Below are 16,241 nucleotides of genomic sequence, written 5' to 3' on the forward strand. Positions count from 1 at the left end.
CAAGGTGCGCGATCAGTGTTTGTTTATGCAGGCACCATGTGGCCTTATTATCCCGAACTCTTGTCGCGGCCTGTGCCCAGATATACCAGCTATCCCACGGCTGCCGAGTTTCACGGTGGAGTGGGGGCGAAGGCCTATGTCCAGGCCTTGGACGCAATCGCGCCGGGAACGCCCTTGTCGCTCTATGTACACATCCCCTTTTGCAAGATGATTTGCTGGTATTGCGGATGCAACACCGGTGCCGCATCAAAGGCGCAGCGGTTGGCCGCCTATCTGGACGCACTCGAGACGGAACTTACGCTGGTTGCAAAGCGTATTGGTGGCAGGGGGAGTGTCAAACGGATTGCCTTTGGCGGCGGCAGCCCCAATGCCCTTTCCACGGTTGAATTTGTAAGACTGCTTGACCGGATCATCACCGTATTCGCCGCAGGTCAGCCCGAGATTTCGATCGAGATCGACCCCCGAGGGTTCACGTCTGAATGGGCGTTGGTTCTGGCGGCTTCAAATGTCAGCAGGGTCAGCCTGGGTGTCCAGACATTCGCACCCCATGTACAGGAAGCCATTGGCCGTATCCAGCCACTATCGCTGATCGAAAATTGCGTGTCCGCCTTGCGGATGCGGGGCATCGATGCGATCAACTTTGATTTGATGTACGGACTTCCCAATCAATCTTTGGCCGACCTTGGGGACAGTATCGAACAAGCGATCCGGTTGCGTCCGACGCGGGTCGCGCTGTTCGGCTATGCCCATTTGCCCAATATGATACCGCGTCAAAGGCGTATCGATGGCAGCATACTCCCAGATGCCAATCTTCGCTTTCAACAATCAGCCTTGGGCTATGATCTACTGACCTCCGCCGGATATATGCCGATCGGCTTCGATCATTTTGCGCTGCCGGAAGATCCGTTGGCGATTGCAGCAAAATCGGGTAAAGTCAGGCGGAATTTTCAGGGTTTTACCGAAGATTGCAATGATAACCTGCTTGGCTTCGGCGCAAGCTCGATCAGCATGTTGCCCGGCTTGCTTGTCCAGAATGAGAAAAATGTCGGGCCCTATCGCGACCACCTCAACGCCGGTACACTGCCGACTGTCCGTGGCTTTATTCCAGATGCAAACGACATCGAACATAGCCGCTGGATCGAACGCCTGTTATGCGAAGGCAGCGTCGAACTGGGTTCCGATGCGGAAACCCGCCGTGCGCTCCAACCTTTCGAAGACCGGGGCCTGACCAAATGGCGGGGCAATATATTATATATTGAAGATAGCGGTCGACCCTATGCGCGATGTATAGCCGCAACCTTTGACAGGTTCCGCACGCCTGACAAAGGCCAGGCTTCACAAGCAATCTAGCCCGTAACCAATGGGGCTATTCAGCGACCAATGCTGCTATAGCTAAAACCAGCCTCTTCAATTTCCGCAGCGCGGTAGATATTGCGTAAATCAACCATCGCGCTGCCGGCCATGGCCGCGCGCAGCTTTTTCAGATCAAGCGCACGATAAGCGTCCCATTCAGTGACCAGAGCGACGGCATCGGCCCCTTGCGCTGCGGCATAAGCGCTTTCGGTCATCACCACGCCGGGAAGTATCTTGGCGGCTTCCTCCATCCCTTCGGGATCATGTGCGTGGACTTGTGCACCAGCGTCGAGCAACGTCTGGACAATTGCTATCGACGGCGCATCCCGCATGTCGTCGGTATTCGGCTTGAACGTCAAACCGAGAAGCGCGACTTTCTTGCCTCGCGCATCCCCGCCCAGGGCAGCGATAATCTTGCGACCCATGGCCCGCTTGCGAAGATCGTTTGCTTGAACGACGGCTTCGACAATGCGGACCGGACTATCATTATCCTGAGCGGTTTTGAGCAGAGCAAGCGTATCCTTTGGAAAGCAGCTGCCACCATATCCCGGACCGGCATGCAGGAATTTCGACCCGATACGGTTATCAAGCCCAATTCCGCGTGACACATCCTGAACATTGGCACCCAGTTTTTCGCAAAGGTCGGCCATTTCATTGATGAAAGTGATTTTTGTCGCCAGAAACGCATTGGCAGCATATTTGATAAGTTCCGAAGACCGGCGGCTTGTAAACAAGATGGGCGATTCATTCAGGAACAATGGGCGATAGATCGCGCGCATGGTTTCGCGCGCCCATTCGACATCGCTGCCAACAACAATACGGTCGGGCCGTTTGAAATCGCCTATGGCTGCACCTTCGCGGAGGAATTCGGGGTTGGATACAACCGCAAAATCGAGCGATGGATTGGCTTCACGAATGATCCGCTCGACTTCATCACCGGTGCCAACAGGCACGGTAGATTTAGTCACCACAACTGTCCTCGGGTCGATAGCGTCTGCGAGTTCTTCGGCGGCGGCATAAACATAGCTGAGATCAGCATGCCCGTCGCCGCGACGCGATGGCGTCCCCACGGCGATGAAAACTGCTTCACAACCCTTCAAAGATGCCTTGAGGTCGGTCGAAAAAGATAGCCGTTTGGCATCAACATTTGTTTTGACCAAAGTGTCGAGGCCCGGTTCAAAAATCGGCATGATATTGGCGTTGAGTTGATCGATCTTGCGTGCATCTTTGTCGACGCAGACAACATCATGGCCAAAGTCGGCAAAGCAAGCGCCAGAGACGAGCCCGACATAACCTGATCCTATCATCGCAATTTTCATACACATATTCCTGGCAATAGATTTTGTTCGCCGCCTCATTATTTTGCGGAACAGCAAACAGCAAGCGGCTAAAAGGGATAACCATTCTGTGCCAAAAGAGTATCCATAAGGTTTCCGCCGGTATAAAAAAGCCCCGCACATGAAGATGCGTGCGGGGCTTTTTTCAATCCAATCCGCAAGGCTGTTTTTGGCAAGACCTTACAAATCACATGTGGCGATTAACGGACGCCGATAATATCGGGGGTTCCGTCCCTGTCACCAATAACCGAACCGCCACTGCGAACTGGACCCAGCAGCAACAGTCCTGCAAGATGCGGAGTTGCCATCGATGTTCCACTTATCGTGTTGTAACCACTGGCAAGCCAGGTCGATAGGACACCGACGCCGGGTTCGGAGAAATCCACCGGTGGATTACCGAAGTTGGAAAATGAAGCAAATACATCGCCCGTCGCAAAAGCCGATACGGTATAAATATTGGGGCCATTGGCACGACCGGGCGAACTGCTGGTGGCGTTGGTGCTTTCATTGCCAGCAGCAAGTGCAAAGCGAATGCCCTTTGAAGACGCAGCAACAACCGCATCATCCAGCGCCTGACTTATACCGCCACCCAGGCTCATATTCGCGACATCGCCAGCAGCTCCGTTCTGGGCGACATAATCCACACCGGCGATAACCCCCGAAGTGGAACCACTGCCCTTTTTGTTGAGAACGCGAACAGCGACGACCTGCGCGCCGGGCGCGACACCCACAACACCGATGTTATTGTTGATCGCGGCAATGGTCCCGGCAACATGGGTTCCATGTCCATTCTGGTCGTCAGCGGTCAAACCGACGATAAAACTGCGACTGCGGACTTTATCAACATTAAGGTCAGGGTGGGTTAGCTGGATGCCGGAATCGATCACCCATGCTGTCGCGAAGTTACCGTTAATTCCTCCACCAACGCGGGTAATGCCCCAAGGGGTTTGCTGCGCTGCTGTAGGCGGCGGAGGAGGTGGTGGGGGCGGGGGTGGCGGGGGTGTCGGCGAGGGCGGCGGCGTCGGTTTAACTCCGTCCTGTCCCTTATTCGCGTTCACTTCACCCAGCGTGTAAACGACATTGCCGTTTGCATCGCGCGGGACGATTGAAATCACGCGGTCCGTTTCACAATAGGCGATTTCGCTGTTGCGTGCTTTCAAACCGTCAATTGCGGTCTTGGTCATTTCAGCAGCAAATCCGCGCACAGCGTCACGATATACATGCTTGAGCTTGCCGCCGCTATCGCGCACGGCGCGGTCCGCCTTTGCACCGATGTCAGCTTTGGCAACTGCATTGCCTTTGAATACGCAAATATAGCTATTGGCAATCGGATCACCGGTTCGATCAGCAACCGCCGGACTGACAGCAACAATCGAACAGGCCGCAATCGCCGTTCCAAAATAAAGACTTCTCATAAACGAAACCTCCCAACACAAAAATCTGCTCTTCTGGAGCGATATCTGCCTTTAAGTACTTACTCGTCTTCATAGCAACACTATATATAATTAGTCGAAATAGCGGCCCATATTTGAACAGTTACTACGAATTCTTAACAATGTAGGCAACATCTCACCTTAGGATGAGCACCAAATGGTGCGATAACCGCGCGCAAGCTTCGGTTTTTCCGAAGTCATTATGTTAACCTGACGATGATAGGCCGGGCAAAGTAGCTCAAAGGGGGTAGTCCAATAAAGACGGCTTATCCCCCCAATATCAATCGCGCCCCAAGCTGAGTGGGCGCTATATCATACCAATATGGCGTTCGGCATAATTTGGCCAGCTTCCGCAAACGGAAAGACGCAATGTACAGAAAATAGAGGGTAATCCAATGTCCAATGCTATCATCAGCTCGAACCACACCGGACAGGTCGGTTATTTGCAGGGTCGCCCCTTAAACGCTGCACCGCAGAATTTTTCGACGATGGAAAGTTCGGGGCTTAGCGAATTCACCAATGTTCTGCTCCGCCACAAGAAATTGGTGTTGAGCATCATAGCTGCGATCACCCTTAGTGCGTTTATCTGGCAGATTACGCGCCCTACCCTCTATAATTCGACCGTTTCCATGCAGGTGGAATTGATTGACTCGGTCGGCGTGAATCAGGCTGATATCATGGCAAAAAACAACCAGCGTATTGCCAATGAAGTCAAGCTGCACCGTTCGCGTGCGGCCGCGGAAAAAGTGGTCCGTGATCTGGAACTTTATGAACGCGCAGATTTCAAAAAGGATATGGGCAAAGAGGCCGTCGGCGGAAAAAAACAGAAAATCCGGCAAGCAGCCAGCACCTTGATGCAAATGTCGGAAATAACCTCTCAGGAAGGGTCCGATCTGGTTGAAATCACCGTCGAATCCCGGTCTGCCGAAATGGCAACGCTGATTGCCAACCAATATCCGATTTCAGTGCAATCGATCCGCATCAAAAAGTCCGAAGAGCGGAGCAACGAACTGCTCGCATCTTTGACTAAAAAGCAGGAAGAAACTGCCCGACGGGCGGAAGAAAGCGCCAAGGCGGTATCCGATTTCCGGATTGCCAACGGAATGCTCTCAGGTGCCGCTGGTAATGAGGATTTGAACCAAGTTAACCGTATACAGAGTGAAGCCATTTCAGCAGCCGCGATGAGCGCAGGATCTTCGTCGCGCAGCGCAGGTGTTGCCGCAGCCGCAGGCATGCGTAGCACCGCAGGTGCGACCAATGCCTCAACTCAGGCGCTTGAAAGACAGGAGGCAGATCTCGCCTCGCAACTGGCGAGCAAGTCGGAAACATTTGGAAACAGCCATCCTGAAATCATCACGCTTTCAGCGGCCCTTGGTCGCGTGCGCCAGGATTTGGTCAGGGAACGGAGCAGAGCTGCTGCCGACGCAGCCGCCGTTGCGGGGGCAGAAGGCGCGCGGATGGCGCAGATCGCCCGCAGTGATGCATCAGGTGATGCAGCACGCGCCGGTCAATTGCGAGCCCAGTTGAATGCACTGACAGGCAAGGCATATAGCAATATCAAGAATGTCGTCGAACTCGAAACGCTCTCGCGTCAGGCAGAGCAGGCCGTCAAGGCATATAACCAGATTACAGAGCGTGTATCTGAAATTCGCGCCAAGAACCCGCTGGAAGGTGTCAATACAACGGTTGTTTCACCTGCATCGGTCAATGACGATCCGGTGTCACCGCAGCCATTCAAGATTACGACAATGGCCCTTTTGGCGTCCGCGGTGTTGGCGTTCCTGATTGCATTTGCCATTGACTTATTCGACAATAAACTTCGGAATTCTGCACAGATACGCAAGTTTTTTGGTCTGCCTACCTTTGGCATGCTCCCTTTCATTACCGCAGATTTCGGTAGCAAAATCGAAGACAGCCCTGTGCTTCAAGACCCCCAATCGCTGTTTTCCGAAGTTGCCCGCGCAGCCTATTTCGATGTGAATGCGCTCAGCACACCCAATCAGTGCCAGACGGTTCTGATCACCTCGCCTTTGCCCGGCGACGGCAAATCGGTGGTATCTGTAACACTTGCCGCCGCCGCCATGGCAGTTGGCAAGCGTGTCGCCGTCATTGATCTTGACCTGAGGAAGACGGGCCTGATCCAGCAGATGAAGCGGGCAGACACACCCGATTTGATCGAGATATTGAAGGGTCATGTCGATTTTTCAAAAATCGCCCCGCCGATGTTGCCCGCCGATAGCGATCTGGATCAAATAGACACCGAAACCGAAGTCGATACCAGCCGCATCGCCCTGATCAGCGCGACCAAGCCGGTTGCCGAACCTGCGCGTCTGCTGGGTTCACGCGCCTTGCAAATTCTGCTGACCGATTTGCGGCAGAAATTCGATTTCATCGTCATCAACGCGCCGGCTACACTGGCGGTAAAAGACGCGCGCACAATGTGCAGCTTTGCCGACCATACTGTCGTGGTTGCCCGCTGGGGCAAAACAACGATCGACCAGATGAATGCGACAATGGAAATGCTCGGAACAAACCGAGTGGCAGGCGTAATTTTCGATCAGGTCAATTATGAAGAACATGCGCGTGGCCGCTATGGCGATGCTATCCAATATTATTGGGAATCGGCCAGCTATTATACCGATGTGGGTCGCACACGTTCCAAAATGCCCGCATGGTTTAACCGCTTTTTCGGCAAGAAATCTTATGTGAACTAGGCTGTACCCCGGTAAAGAAGGCGCCGGTCAGCCCGTTGCAAATAGAAAAAGGTCAGGTTCGTGCGTATAGCTGTCATCAGCGACATTCATTCTGCTTATGCGCCCTTCGCCCAGGCCTATTCCGATGCGCGGGCAGCAGGGTTTGACCAGATGATATTATTGGGCGATTTGTTCACCTATGGTGTCGACCCGACCAGATGCGCCGAACTCGCAGCAAAAGCCATCGCACATGATGGCGCGCTGTTAATTGGCGGCAATCACGACCAACTTTATGTTGACCTGCAAAACGGTAACACCGCCTATTTTGACCGTTTGCCCGATTGGATCAAGGAATCGGTGAGCTGGACTTGGGACAAATTGGGCATGCACTGGCCCGATGACTTGCCAATTTTGGAAGAATGGGAAACTGGGGCCATATTGATGGCGCACGCCAATCCCTTTGGCTATGGCGATTGGACCTATATGTCCGGCGAAACGGAACTGGTCCGGGCTGCTGCCTCATGCGCCGCCCGGGGGTATCGCTATGGCGTTTTCGGTCATTTGCATCGCAGCCGCTATCATGCCGATGACAAGGCAGAAATCCACGTCATTGGCTCGGTCGGCCAACCCAGAGCTTCCGATGACCGATGTCCGCAATGGGCGATGATCGAATATCGCAACGAAAAATTGACTTTATCGCGGCATAACATCGCCTTCAATGCGACGGCACATTGTGCAGATATCCAACGACAACCCGATCTTTCTCCGGGCACCAGAAACCGACTATGTGGATTTTTTGAATGATGAGAATTATCGTAACAGGCGCGGGCGCTGTCTTGGGCCAAGGTATCATCAAATCATTACGTTCAAGCACTTTGCCGCTGCACATTGTGGCGCTGGACCCCAATCCGCTATCGGCAGGCCTGCATTGGGCCGACAGCTCCCATCTGATACCCATGGCCACAGATGCCGATTATGAAAACCGGATAGAATCGATACTGGAAATCGAACAGCCCGATGCGGTTCTGGTGGGCACCGACGTTGAGCTGGCGATTTTTGCAAAGAAGCGGGCTGAGTGGGAAGCGCGTTACAATACCCATATCTTGGTCAGCGCCGAAAATGTTATCGAAATTGCCGATGACAAATATCAAACGGCCCAGTTTCTGGAAAAACACGGGCTGTCCAACCCGAAATCCGTCCGGGGCGAAGATACACAGGCCCTTCGCCAGCTTGTGGAGGAAATTGGCTTTCCCCTGATTGTCAAACCACGGCGTGGCGCAAGGGCGGTCGGCGTTTCGAAAGTCAACAGCCAGTCAGAATTGGACGAGACAATGAAAGGCAGGCACGGCCTGGTTGTCCAGCAAATGGCAGGTGCCGATGATCAGGAATATACGGCCGGAGTGCTCTATTTTGATGATAAGGTGCAGGCATCGATTGTCCTTCGGCGTGACCTGCGTGACGGGAATACCTATCGCGCCTATTCAGGCGATTTTCCCGATTACGAAAAATATGTGCATGAACTTGCCCATGCCTTGAAACCCTATGGCCCTACCAATTTCCAGTTTCGTGTCGATGCCCATGGGGTTCCCCGCCTGTTCGAAATCAACGCCCGCTTTTCCGGAACGACACCCATGCGCGCATTATTCGGCTTTAATGAAGTTGAGCTTTGCCTGCGTAAGTTGATCATGGGCGAAGATATTTCGCCGCCGTCGATCCGCCACGGGACCGTCATCCGGTTTTTGGAAGAACAGTTTCTGGACGCAGGTCAAATCGCTGCGGTAGGGCAGCCGTGAGCACCCAAAAAATTGCCGTGACCGGGGCAAGCGGCGCGATTGGAAGCCGTTTGATCGGTTTGCTACAGAACCGGGGATTCGATGTCGTGGCCCTGCAACGGGATCCGAGCTTTCAACATTCGGGGCAAGTTTCGGTCCGTCCGTTTCAATTGACCGACACGACCGAAGATATGGCCCGGCAATTGGCCGATGTTGATCAGCTGGTTCATCTGGCCGCGATTATTCCCGGCAAAATACCCGGAGCTGAAGGTGACGCCAGTCTTTGGACCACCAATGTACTGGGCACGCAGCGCCTGATCGATGCAATGGCTCTGGCGGATGTCAAGCGACTGGTTCTGACCGGCACCGCCAATGTATACCGCACTGACCAAAAGGAAGCTTTCGAAGATTCCGCCTTTGGCCCGCAGTCACGCATACTCTATCTGGCATCCAAAGCCGCGCAGGAATGGCTTGCAGCCAGCATGTGCCATGACAATGACATCGACTATGCCATATTGAGGATATCCTCGGTCATCGGTGACGGGCGCAGTATAGTCGACAAGCTCGCGCGCGATCTCGCGCAAGGGCAGACGGTCAAAATTCAGGATGGCGCGGCATTCGGAGCTGATTTTATTGATTGTGAGGATGTGTGCGACGGCTTGTTACTGGCGGTCGAAACCCGTCTAACCGGTGTTTATAATCTTTCATCAGGCAAGCGCACCGAACTGATTGATATCATCATGCAGCTCGGCGAGATGATGGGATGTGCGCCCGATGCAATCCAGATGGTCCACGCCAATCGGCCGCCCGACACTGGTTTCCCGGCAATCAACAGTGATAGATTGCAAAGCTTTGGGTTTACGCCGAAAAAATTGGCGGATGTCCTCCACCGTATTGCCGACGAAGCTTGTTCCGAAAAGGACCTGACATGAGGTTCATGATCGATTTCGCCCGCCGTTTTTTGGCGGCGGTTGCGCTCATCGGGCTGTTACCCGTCAACCTGGCGATCGCACTGCTCTTGCGGATGATGCAGGGCAAGGGTGTGTTGTTCCGGCAATTGCGGGCCGGATATGGCGGAGCACCTTTTACTCTCGTGAAATTTCGAACGATGCGCGATCTGCGTGATGCCGACGGACATTTGCTCGACGATGCCGAACGGGTTACCGGAATAGGAACTTTTCTGAGGAAAACGCGGCTCGATGAGCTGCCCAGTCTCTGGAATGTGGTGACCGGAGACATCGCAATTGTCGGCCCGCGTCCGTTACTGCCCGAAACGATTGAGGGCCTTGGTGATCGAGGCGTGCGCCGAGGATATGTGCATCCCGGCCTGACCGGTTGGGCACAAGTCAGCGGCAACACATTATTGTCGCTGGATGAAAAAATCGATCTTGATCTTTGGTATATCGACAATGGCAATTGGAAAACCGACCTTTCCATTCTGCTGTCCACAGTCAGCGTGATGGTCGCCGGTGAAAAGCGAAAGCGTCGCCCCGTATGACTTAGGGTCAGGACCTATTAAATGCACATGGGCCGTTTGAGGCCCGGCTAATTCAAATAAAAAACCGGAACATCTTTTCGATGTCCCGGTCTTTTTCTGTCTGCACCCCCGGATTCAGGGATAAAAACTTGCAAGATTATTCAGCGGCGACTTGAACGTCGTCGAAATTCATATCGTCGTCCAGTTCCTTGACATCATCGGCAACAACCTGAACGCCATTGTTAAACGCCCAGATGGCGGCCTGCGTCCGATTGCTAACACGCAATTTGCGTAAGATGGCTTTCACATAGACCTTTACGGTTGCTTCGCTAATTTCAAGCCTGCGGGCGATCACTTTGTTGGCGTGTCCAACAAGCAAATACCGCAAGGTTGTAATTTCACGTTCCGACAAAATCCTTGAAACATCGGGGTTTCGGGCCAATTGCGGCGCCTGCGAACGCTCTTCCATGCCGGAAAGATGCTTTGCTAGCTGGCTTGGCATAACTTTTTCGCCCATCGCCACCAAACGCAGCGATTTCATCAATGCTTCGCAGCTAATCTCTTTGACGATGTATCCGTCGACGCCAAATTTGAAGGCATCGACCACTTCTTCAAGGTCAAATTGATCCGAAAGCACGACTTTACGTGATTTTGGGAAGCTGGTGTTCAGCGCCTCCAATTCACTTTCGAGGTGGTCGGTTGTGCTATTGTCCAGAATGAAAAGATTTGGCGATTCATCTTCGGCGTTTGCAAGAAGGAAAGATGTCCCACTTTCTACCGATGCCTGAACCGAAAAATTTTCTTCGGCTAAAATGCGGCGGAGGCCTTCACGAGCAAGAGAATTCTTGCCCACTACAACGGCTGATAAAACTGTATCGATCATCAAACGTACCCTGTCCAGAAGCTATCACGTTTGCGACCCACGAAAACTTTTACTTTTTGGTAAGTTCCTTAAAGTTATATAACTTCGTCCGGACTGTCGACTCCCAAAAGCCCATTTTAGGTCAATTTTTGCATTTTTTTGCATGTGCGAAATAACCATTTAAGTAATTGTTTCTTAAAAGATTATTTCAATTCTTTGTACGAAATCATCAGTGTCGTACCATAATGAGACAGTGGCCAAATCAAACGTAAATGGACCAAAATACCCCATCTCGATCACTTTCAAAGGGTGATTCGTTTTGGTGATTCGCACGTTAACCAAGTTCAGATTTCCACTTTCGGCAACACAAAGCAATACGGAGTTGTGACTATATTGCTGAAATCTCGTCAGAACAGAAAATTGAATTCGGCTTCTGTGCATCTTATTGCAACTGATCACGAGCAATTACGCCATTGCACATAAAATGTGCTCGATTTCGGTAAATGCGCTAGTCCGCTCAAAATATAAATCCATTATAATTTAATGAAATCATCACTCTAGTTGATCTAAAACAATACATTGTATTACTATCTTTACAAACATAGTATTACTACCTTAAAAGCAGCAACGAAATTCATTAAACTTTGTATCGGCCAAATAAATATCATCTGGCGATACTCAAATGGAGCAAGTTGATGTTTTATAATCATAAATTGTCGCAATCGGCAGCACCCTTTTCTGCCGAAGAAAAATCTACCGCATCGGCGCACAGACCAATGTTTTCCGGGCTGAAGACATATCTTGGCATTTTGTGCGCGTCCGGCGCCTGTGTCGCGGCTCCGTTCATGCTGAGCGCGGCAACAACGCCCCTCTATAATCCGGCAAAGCTGCCCGCAGGTCCACAGCGCGCCTTTCCCACTGCTGAAGGATTTGGCGCGGCTTCGGTTGGCGGACGCGGCGGCCGGGTCATCCAGGTTACAACGCTGGCGGATTCAGGCGCTGGTTCATTGCGCGAATGCATGATGGCCACCGGCCCGCGCACCTGCGTCTTTCGCGTAGCAGGCACAATCGAGTTGATGTCACAGATCAAACCGACATCGGGCAACCTTACCATCGCGGGTCAAACCGCACCTGGTGGCGGGATCGCGATCAAAAACCATCCATCGAACCTTACCGGATCGCCGCTATTTTTCAATCAGCCGCATAATATCATCCGGCATATTCGCGTCCGTCCCGGACCGACAAGTGGTGCCAAGCAAGATACAACCGATAGTATCACGGTCGATAGCGGGGCGATAAACACCATTTTAGACCATGTGTCGCTGTCATGGGCAACGGACGAGCCGTTTAACACCACAAAGGCTGCTTCAAATGTGACGATCCAATGGTCAATGGTCTATGAAGGGCTGAGCAAGTCCACACATATACAAGGCGAGCATGCAAAAGGCATGTTCCTTGAAGGCAATAATATCACGGCGCACCATGTGTTCATGGCGCACGCCACGGATCGCATGCCCAATGCCGGCGTTGGCAGCCGTGTCGATTTCGTTAACCTGATTTCCTATAATATGCGGGAAAAGGCCCATCAATATTTCTCGATGAAGCAAAAGCAAAGCTCCACCAGCAGCGGTCTGCTGCGTGAAGCCAATGTCATTGGCAATTGGGTTTCAATGGGGCCAAATTCATTGCGCGGCATTCCCATCTTTGGCGGAAATTATGACGAACAATATTCCACCAACCCCGGCTTTGCGAAATTCTATCTCTACCAGAATATCGATGGCCGCCGTCGGACACAGGCCAATAATGAAAAAATGTTCTTCGACCCTGCAGACTGGAAATATATCACGACGCAGCCTATCGGCAATTTGAGTGTTCAACTCTTCAGCCCTGCCGAACAGGCGGTCAGAGACGTGACTGCCTTTGCCGGGGCCTTCCCCAGAGATGCAGCCGACGCCCGAGCCGTGCAGGGTTTCCTGACATGCGGTGGCGCGATAATCGATAGCCCTTCGCAAGTTGGTGGATGGCCGGTACTCGCAACGGGCATTGCCTATCCTGATGTCGATAAGGACGGCATGGATGACAATTGGGAACGCAGCCGGAATATCAGCAGCGGTTCGGCTGACGCGGATGGCGATGGCTATACCAATTTAGAAGAGTTTTTGAATGAACTTGCAGGCGATCAGGACGCGGCCGGCAATTTCATCAACCGGGTAGGTGCCGGCATCGGCACCGTACCTGCCGTCAATTGCAATATTATCCCCTAGCCCCCAAAGCTGTGATGGGCAGTGCAGACATCCCCTAGGGATTTCGGTACTGCCCTAAACAGCGATAGAGCAATTGACGGCGGGTACAGAACCAGTCCCAGACCCGACACGGTTTATCATATTGCCCGAGGCATCCTGATCTCCGGCCAATTCATTCAGGAATTCTTCCAGATTGGTGAAGCCGTCACCGTCGGCATCGGCAATTCCGCTGCTGACGCCTCGGGCGGCTTCCCACACATCATCCATGCCATCGCCATCCGCGTCGGCATAAGGCGTTCCGGCCGCCAGCGTGGGCCAGCCGCCCACTTCGCTGGGGCTGTCAATGATCGCACCTCGACAATTCAGGAAATCGATCAGTACGCGCTGGTCTGAACTGTCCCGGGGAAATGCGCCGGCAAAGGACATCAGGTCCCGCACGCCTTGCGTCGCCGAAGAAAACAGTTCTACCGAGAGAGTACCGATAGGTTGGCTTAATACATAACGCCAATCGGCAGGGTCTAAGAACAAGCGATCATCGACCGAAGTCGACACGCGACGTCCGTCGATGTTACCCGATAGGAAGAATTGGGCGAAGCCAGGGTTGGTCGAATATTGCTCGTCATAATTGCCGCCATAGATCGGCGTGCCGCGCAACGAATCCGGACCCATGGAGACCCAATTGCTGACAACATTGGCCTGACGGGTCAATCCGCTCGTGGTACTACCCTGCTTTTGGAGCATCGAAAAATACTGATGCCCGCGTTCGCGCATGTTATAGGTCACAAGATTGACGAAATCGACGCGACTGCCCACACCGGCATTGGGCATACGATCAGTGGCATGCGCGATAAAGGTGTGGTGGATAGTGATATTGCTGCCTTCGACAAACATCCCTTTGGCATGTTCGCCGGATTTGTGCGTGGAATTGCTCAAACCTTCATAGACCAGCGACCATTGGACGGTGATATTGGCCGATGCCTTGGTCGAATTGAACGGTTCATCTGTTGCCCATGATAGTGACACATGATCCAATATCGTATTTTCCGCGCCTGCATCAATTGTAATGCCGTCGGTCGTGTCCTGCTTGGTCCCGCTTGTCGGGCCTGGCCGAATACGGATATGGCGGATGATATTATTGGGTTCTGCCAGAAAAACCGGCGAACCCGTCAGATTTGACGGATCATTACGAATAGCAATTCCGCCACCTGGAGCGGTTTGACCTGCAACGGTCAAATTACCCGAAGTCGGCTTTATCTGCGAGAGCAGGTTGATGGTACCTGCCACCCGGAAGGTGCAGGTTCGAGCGCCCGTGGCCATCATGCAGTCACGCAAGGACCCTGCGCCGGAATCGGCCAGTGTCGTCACGGGAATCACGCGTCCGCCTCTACCACCGGTCGCAGCTGCCCCGAAACCCTGGGCAGTTGGGAAAGCCCTTTGGCGGCCATCGGGCAGCTTGGAAGGACTATATATACCTGCAGTAGGCGGTGGTGGTGGCGGTGGTGGCGACGGCGGTGGCGGCACCGGAGGAGGGGGCGGAGGCGGAGGGGGCGGCACCGGTGGTGGCGGTGGCGCAGGTGGCGGGGGCGGCGACGAGGGAGGCGTCGTCGTAGGCGGAGGAGAGGGTGGGGGAGTTACAACCGGTGGCGGAGACGGCGGAGGCGGGACCACAACGACAGGGGGTGGAGGGGGCGAGCTTGACGGGGGCGTCCCGCCGCTGCTGCCACCCGAGCCGCCGCCTCCACAGCCCGACAGGGCTAAGGCAAAGACAAGTGTAGTGGAACCGACGGCAATGCGTCCGCGTTTTTGCATTGGATTGCGACCTCTGGCCATGTTGAATTAAACCCGTGCCATTATTTATTTCTAAGCATCGAGTATTCGAAGTTACCTAATTAGGAGTACGCAAATATGGTTAACAAATTGCTAAAGAAACTGCGCTTCGGCCACACGTTGTATTTTATCGGCCAGCCGAAAATACGCATGAATGGCAGATTAACAGGGGTTTAAGCGGTTTTTACCGAATAAATTACATAGCCAATATCATTCAATTAGTTAGACTGAATTCAGCATCGCGAGCCGTTAATTGTTACAGTTCAAGGTCACGCGTGACAACTATTGAACTGATGCCCCTTTTACCTTCTTGTCGTTCCAATTGAACAACAATATCGATTACGAATCGTGCATATTCGATCACATCCTGGCGGCTTAATCCAATGCCCGATTGCATCACCATCAGGGCAAGTTGTTCAATGGCGCCTCTGGGTGAATTGGCGTGAATGGTTGAAAAGCTGCCCGGATGCCCGGTGTTTATAGCCCGCAGGAAACTAACCGATTCCGATCCGCGCAGCTCCCCCAAAACGATACGGTCGGGCCGAAGCCGCAATGCGGCTTGCAACAGATCATTCGTGTTGATCCGGGCGACGCCCATATCTCCCTTCATTGCTACCAACCCAACCGAATTGGGGTGCGACAGCCGAATTTCCGGTGTATCCTCGACAAGCACAATGCGTTCGGACATAGGCACTTCGGCCAGCAGTGCATTCAGAAAACTTGTTTTACCGGTCGACGTACCGCCGCTGATCAATATGGTTTTACGCGCATGTATCGCTTGCTGTAAAAATGCGATCGGGTCGCTTTTGGCCAGCATGATTGCAGGCTCGCTTGCCGGCGCCAATTTGTCGGAAAAAGCCGAAAGTGGCATCGCCTTGATCTTGTGTCGACGAATGGCAATGACCCAATCCCCACGGGTGGCGGACGGCGCAATGACCTGAACACGCGCCCCATCTTCAAGAACCGCAGATAATAGCGGGTTTTCCCTGTTGACGCCTTGATTATTGACCCTTGCAATTTGTGTGGCCAGCCTTTCAATCAGGCGGCTATCGATTTGGGGCACTAAAAAGCGCTCCATTTTGCCGGGGCCGGCGCGCTCTATCCATATCTCGCCGGGGCGGTTTATCAGAACCTCTGTAACATCGTCCTGGTTCAGCCAGGGCTGTAACGGTGCAAAATATGCTTCCAGGTAGGATTCGGCTACCTTTTCCTTGGTGCGCGCCGCCGCGAAATCTGGCCTCACG

Annotated in this window: 13 protein-coding genes; 8 read left to right on the plus strand and 5 right to left on the minus strand. The window is 53.1% G+C overall.

Features of this window, described 5'->3' with window-relative positions; translation table 11 throughout:
• Nucleotides 1-15: 15 nt before the first annotated feature.
• Entirely contained in the window at nt 16-1,350 is a 1,335-nt protein-coding gene (gene hemN, locus EUU23_RS11075; RefSeq protein ID WP_343032717.1) for an oxygen-independent coproporphyrinogen III oxidase, read from the plus strand.
• 20 nt (nt 1,351-1,370) lie between these two features.
• On the opposite strand, the gene EUU23_RS11080 is transcribed toward hemN, so the two are convergent.
• Together EUU23_RS11080 and EUU23_RS11085 are read right to left on the minus strand one after the other, a co-directional pair.
• On the minus strand, nt 1,371-2,672 hold the full coding sequence (locus EUU23_RS11080; RefSeq protein WP_160354715.1) for a UDP-glucose dehydrogenase family protein: 1,302 nt from the start codon (nt 2,670-2,672) through the stop codon (nt 1,371-1,373).
• A gap of 218 nt (nt 2,673-2,890) precedes the next feature.
• Nucleotides 2,891-4,105 (minus strand): S8 family serine peptidase, encoded by a 1,215-nt coding sequence (locus EUU23_RS11085; RefSeq protein ID WP_160354171.1) that lies wholly within the window; start codon nt 4,103-4,105, stop codon nt 2,891-2,893.
• Between the two features lie 413 nt (nt 4,106-4,518).
• Between EUU23_RS11085 and EUU23_RS11090 the strand changes: the two genes are divergently transcribed.
• Genes EUU23_RS11090 through EUU23_RS11110 form a run of 5 tightly spaced genes read left to right on the plus strand, consistent with a single transcriptional unit; the run spans nt 4,519 to nt 10,086 of the window.
• Nucleotides 4,519-6,837: a GumC family protein gene (locus EUU23_RS11090; RefSeq protein WP_160354172.1), complete on the plus strand. Its 2,319-nt coding sequence runs from the start codon at nt 4,519-4,521 to the stop codon at nt 6,835-6,837.
• A gap of 60 nt (nt 6,838-6,897) precedes the next feature.
• On the plus strand, nt 6,898-7,620 hold the full coding sequence (locus EUU23_RS11095; RefSeq protein WP_160354173.1) for a metallophosphoesterase family protein: 723 nt from the start codon (nt 6,898-6,900) through the stop codon (nt 7,618-7,620).
• Nucleotides 7,617-8,609 (plus strand): ATP-grasp domain-containing protein, encoded by a 993-nt coding sequence (locus tag EUU23_RS11100; RefSeq protein ID WP_246156432.1) that lies wholly within the window; start codon nt 7,617-7,619, stop codon nt 8,607-8,609. The genes EUU23_RS11095 and EUU23_RS11100 overlap by 4 nt, the downstream gene beginning before the upstream one ends.
• Nucleotides 8,606-9,520 (plus strand): NAD-dependent epimerase/dehydratase family protein, encoded by a 915-nt coding sequence (locus EUU23_RS11105; protein ID WP_160354174.1) that lies wholly within the window; start codon nt 8,606-8,608, stop codon nt 9,518-9,520. Before EUU23_RS11100 ends, EUU23_RS11105 begins: the two co-directional genes overlap by 4 nt.
• A complete protein-coding gene (locus EUU23_RS11110; RefSeq protein WP_246156433.1) occupies nt 9,517-10,086 on the plus strand; it encodes a sugar transferase in 570 nt (189 codons plus the stop codon). The genes EUU23_RS11105 and EUU23_RS11110 overlap by 4 nt, the downstream gene beginning before the upstream one ends.
• Nucleotides 10,087-10,222: 136 nt before the next feature.
• On the opposite strand, the gene EUU23_RS11115 is transcribed toward EUU23_RS11110, so the two are convergent.
• Nucleotides 10,223-10,948, minus strand: a complete 726-nt coding sequence (locus tag EUU23_RS11115; RefSeq protein ID WP_160354175.1) for a LuxR C-terminal-related transcriptional regulator — start codon at nt 10,946-10,948, stop codon at nt 10,223-10,225.
• A 674-nt stretch (nt 10,949-11,622) separates the two neighbouring features.
• On the opposite strand from EUU23_RS11115, the gene EUU23_RS11120 reads away from it, so the two are divergent.
• On the plus strand, nt 11,623-13,191 hold the full coding sequence (locus EUU23_RS11120) for a hypothetical protein (RefSeq protein WP_160354176.1): 1,569 nt from the start codon (nt 11,623-11,625) through the stop codon (nt 13,189-13,191).
• Nucleotides 13,192-13,245: 54 nt separating this feature from the next.
• On the opposite strand, the gene EUU23_RS13985 is transcribed toward EUU23_RS11120, so the two are convergent.
• The gene (locus EUU23_RS13985) at nt 13,246-14,490 is read right to left on the minus strand and encodes a hypothetical protein (RefSeq protein ID WP_218939595.1); all 1,245 of its coding nucleotides are present in this window, start codon (nt 14,488-14,490) and stop codon (nt 13,246-13,248) included.
• Here EUU23_RS13985 and EUU23_RS13990 point away from each other — a divergent pair.
• Nucleotides 14,480-15,010 (plus strand): hypothetical protein, encoded by a 531-nt coding sequence (locus EUU23_RS13990; RefSeq protein WP_218939596.1) that lies wholly within the window; start codon nt 14,480-14,482, stop codon nt 15,008-15,010. The genes EUU23_RS13985 and EUU23_RS13990 overlap by 11 nt on opposite strands.
• A gap of 243 nt (nt 15,011-15,253) precedes the next feature.
• On the opposite strand, the gene virB11 is transcribed toward EUU23_RS13990, so the two are convergent.
• On the minus strand, nt 15,254-16,240 hold the full coding sequence (virB11, locus tag EUU23_RS11130) for a P-type DNA transfer ATPase VirB11 (protein WP_343032718.1): 987 nt from the start codon (nt 16,238-16,240) through the stop codon (nt 15,254-15,256).
• Nucleotide 16,241 lies beyond the last annotated feature (1 nt).

It is taken from the genome of Sphingorhabdus profundilacus, from assembly GCF_009769755.1.
Taxonomy (GTDB): Bacteria; Pseudomonadota; Alphaproteobacteria; order Sphingomonadales; family Sphingomonadaceae; genus Sphingorhabdus_B; species Sphingorhabdus_B profundilacus.